The sequence below is a fragment of the Pseudonocardia sulfidoxydans NBRC 16205 genome (assembly GCF_007989085.1).
In the GTDB taxonomy this organism is placed as follows: Bacteria; Actinomycetota; Actinomycetes; order Mycobacteriales; family Pseudonocardiaceae; genus Pseudonocardia; species Pseudonocardia sulfidoxydans.
Map to the genome: position 1 here is coordinate 1 of NZ_BJVJ01000156.1, position 3,539 is coordinate 3,539.

Genomic DNA, 3,539 nt, shown 5'->3' on the forward strand with positions numbered 1-3,539 from the left:
TCGCCGGGCGATCGGCGGGACCGGCGCGTCGGGCCGCTACGCCCGCCGCGGGCTGCTCAACGTCGGCGTCTTCCAGGTGGTGCTGCCCCTGCTGGCGCCTCTGATCGACATCCTGCTCGTCTACGGCTTGATCTTCGACGACGTCGTGCGCACCCTCGCCGTGTGGGCGGCGGTGCTGGCCGCGCAGACCGTCGCCGCCGTCGTCGCGTTCCGGCTCGAGCGCGAGAAGATGGCGATCCTGTGGCTTCTCCCCTTGCAGCAGTTCGCCTACCGGCAGCTCATGTATGCGGTGCTCATCCAGTCGGTCGCGACGGCCGTCACCGGCATCCGGCTGGGCTGGCAGAAGCTGCGCCGCCTCGGTCAGTTCGAGACCGTCCCGACCGAGGACCGTGAACGGGCACTGGCCGCGGGACCCGCCGAGCAGGTCGCGGGGCGGTCCGGATGACCTCGCCACGGCCGATTCAGCCTGCTTAACCCGTTCGGCCCAATCATCGCTGGTTGATCACGATCCGTACATCAGACTCACAGGCCCCACGAGGCAACCTCCGAGCCCTCCGAACGTCGCCCCGCTGCGTCGACGACCGTTCGTCCCGACAGGACCGCCGCCCGCGGAATCGCGATCTACCTGCCGTAACCTCGCAGAGCACGGACGCGACATTTCCAGGGGTCCGCCAGCCAGGCGGGCCCCGCGATCTTGCGAGCACCCGTCGGAGAAGGCGCGCGCAGGATCACCACATATCTACCGAAATCGCCCCAAAACGGGCGTCAATACCCTGACCGGAGGAATCAGTGCCACGGAGCGTGGTCACTGCAGGTCTCGTCGGCACGGCGGCACTGCTCGTCGCGGCCCTGACCGGATGCACCTCCGGGCCGCCGCCCCCCGTCACCGCGAGCACCTCCTCACCACTGCCCGCCGGCGCCGTCGTGACCCCCTACGTCGACGTCTCCGCCCCGGAGCCCCCGATCGCCGCCATGTCCGACGCCGGCGCCGGCAACGACGTCGCGCTCGCCTTCGGCCTCGCGACCGACGGCGACTGCGCGCCCTCCTGGGGCGGCCACGTCGCCGCCGACGACCCCACCCTCCTCGCCCAGCTCGGCCCGCTGCGCGACCGCGGCGGCAGGATCACCGTCGCGACCGGCGGGGCGACCGGCGAGTACCTCGAGAACGTCTGCGGTTCGTCCGCCGACCTCGCCGACGCCTACGGCGCGCTCCTCGACGCGACGAGCTCCACCCGCCTCGACGTCGACATCGAGACCGACGTCGACGTCGACCGGGTCGCCGACGCCCTGCGCACCCTGCAGAGCAGCCGCGACGTCGACGTCAGCCTCACACTCCAGGTCTCGGGCGCCGCCCAGGGGCTCGACTCGCGGGCCATGTCGGTCGCCCGCGCCGTCGCCGCCGCCGGGGTGCGGTTCGAGGTCAACGCGATGGTCATGAACTTCGCCTACGACGGCACCTGGCTGCAGGCCATGATCGACGCCACCCACACCGTCCGCACCCAGGTCGACGCGATCTCGCCGAAGCCCGAGGGTCTCGCGGTCACGGTCATGATCGGGCGCAACGACACCGGCCCCGTCACCACGCTCGACGACGCGCGCGCCCTCGCCTCGGCACTCCCCGGCCTCGGGGTCCACGACGTGCGGCTCTGGTCGCTCACCCGCGACAACGGCGGCTGCCCCGGCGCCACCGAGGCCCGCTGGGACTGCAGCGGTGTCGACCAGCCGGACTTCGCCTTCACGAAGCTCTTCCGGGACGCCGCGAGCGCCCCCACGGCCACGAACGGACGGAACGGGTCATGAACGACGACGTGGATGCGACCGTTGTCCTCGCGGCGGTCCGCGACGCCGACGGCGGGTCCGCCGTGGAGGCGACGACCGTCATCCGGCCCAGCGGACCCGTGTTCGTCGACGGGACGGGCAGGCGCCGGCGACGCATCAAGATCGCCGCGTACGTCGCCGGCACGGTCTGCGCCCTCTACGTCGGCGTCGTCGGCGTGAGCCTGGCCGCGCACCAGGAGACGTCCCTGCTCCCGTTGCCCGGCCTGGGCGACGTCGCCGGGGGCGACCCGGGGACCGCCGGAATCCTCGACGCGCACGACGGCGAGGCGCAGCCCACCCGAACCCCGACGACGACGGTCGCCCCGCTGGGCGACGCGCTGAAGCGGGCCGTGGCACCCATGGCGTCGACCGTGCCCGAGACCTCGACGTCGGCACCCCCGACGAGTTCGAGCGCCCCGACGACAAGCCGGACCTCACGCCGCGGCAGCGGTACCGGTGGCGGCAACCCGAGCGCCGGCAACCCGAGCGGCAGCAACCCGAGCGGCAGCAGCGGCAGCGGCAGCGGCAATACCGGTGGCGGCACGGGAACCGGAACGGGCACCGGCCCTTCGGGAACACCGTGAGCAGCCCCGAGCGTAAGGCCCGCCGCGGGCGCGTCCCCAAGCCGAAGTGGTTCCTGCTGGCGATCGCGGTCGCGATGATCGGGTCGATCCTCGCCCTCAACGGCTGGGTCAACCCCAAGGTCGGATCGGACGCCGAGCGGCAGGCGCCGCGCGCGGCCGTCGACAAGGTGCCCGTGTCCGTCCTCGACGGCGGCTCCGTGGTCGACGCGACGCACGGCCAGGTCCGCAGCATCGGCTACCCGTCGAAAACGGTGGCCCTCACCTTCGACGACGGCCCCGACCCGACGTGGACGCCCCAGATCCTCGACGTCCTGGAGCGCAACGACGTCCCGGGCACGTTCTTCGTGCTCGGCTCGCTGGGCGCCCAGCACCCGGGTCTGTTGCGCGACATCGTCGACCAGGGTTCCGAGATCGGCATCCACACGTTCACCCACCCCGACCTGACGACGGTGTCGCAGGACCGGCTGACGCGTGAGATCGACCAGACGCAGCTCGTGATCGCGGGCGCGACCGGCCAGGTCAGCTACCTCGTCAGGCCGCCGTACTCGTCGGAGACGCTGGCGCTGGACAACAACCAGTTCGAGGTCGTGCGCGCGCTCGGCGACCGCGGCCTCGTCGCCGCGTTCACCGACGTCGACTCGTTCGACTGGGAGCGCAAGGGTGTCGACGCGATCGTCGCCGCGGGGACGCCGAAGGACGGTGCGGGCGGCGCGATCCTGATGCACGACGCCGGTGGCGACCGCTCCCAGACCGTCGCCGCCCTGGAGCGGCTGATCCCCGAGCTCAAGGCGCAGGGCTACACGTTCACGACGGTCAGCAATGGTGTGGGCCTGCCGCCGGCGGACCAGGCGGCGTCGGCGAGCGACCACAACCTCGGCTGGGGCCTGGTCACGAGCGTGAGCGTCGCGACCTGGTTCGTGCGCACGTTCGAGGTCGCGCTGCTGGTGCTGGGGCTGCTGGTGATCGCTCGGCTGCTGCTGATCCTCGTCGTCGCGATCGTCCACAAGCGGCGCGCGCGCCGCGCCGAGGCCCGGCCGCCGACCGCACCGGTGACGGACCCGGTGTCGGTGATCATCCCGGCCTACAACGAGAAGGAGTGCATCGCCGCGACGTTGCGCTCGGTCGCGGCGAGTGATC

The 3,539-nt window shown here is 72.3% G+C and carries 3 protein-coding genes and 1 pseudogene; all 4 read left to right on the forward strand.

Going from position 1 to position 3,539, the window contains the following annotated elements; genetic code table 11:
• Positions 1-445, forward strand: a pseudogene (locus PSU4_RS30680) (bi-functional transferase/deacetylase); the annotation flags it as partial.
• Between the two features lie 356 nt (positions 446-801).
• On the forward strand, positions 802-1,800 hold the full coding sequence (locus PSU4_RS30685) for a glycoside hydrolase family 18 protein (protein ID WP_147116149.1): 999 nt from the start codon (positions 802-804) through the stop codon (positions 1,798-1,800).
• Positions 1,797-2,402, forward strand: a complete 606-nt coding sequence (locus PSU4_RS31690) for a hypothetical protein (RefSeq protein WP_186817281.1) — start codon at positions 1,797-1,799, stop codon at positions 2,400-2,402. Before PSU4_RS30685 ends, PSU4_RS31690 begins: the two co-directional genes overlap by 4 nt.
• The coding region (locus PSU4_RS30695) for a polysaccharide deacetylase family protein (RefSeq protein ID WP_147116151.1) at positions 2,399-3,539 on the forward strand (1,141 nt) is incomplete at its 3' end. The genes PSU4_RS31690 and PSU4_RS30695, both read left to right, overlap by 4 nt.

Excerpts from the sequence above, each read along its gene's own strand:
- PSU4_RS31690 (WP_186817281.1), top strand. The coding sequence starts at position 1,797 with ATGAACGACGACGTGGATGCGACCGTTGTCCTCGCGGCGGTCCGCGAC.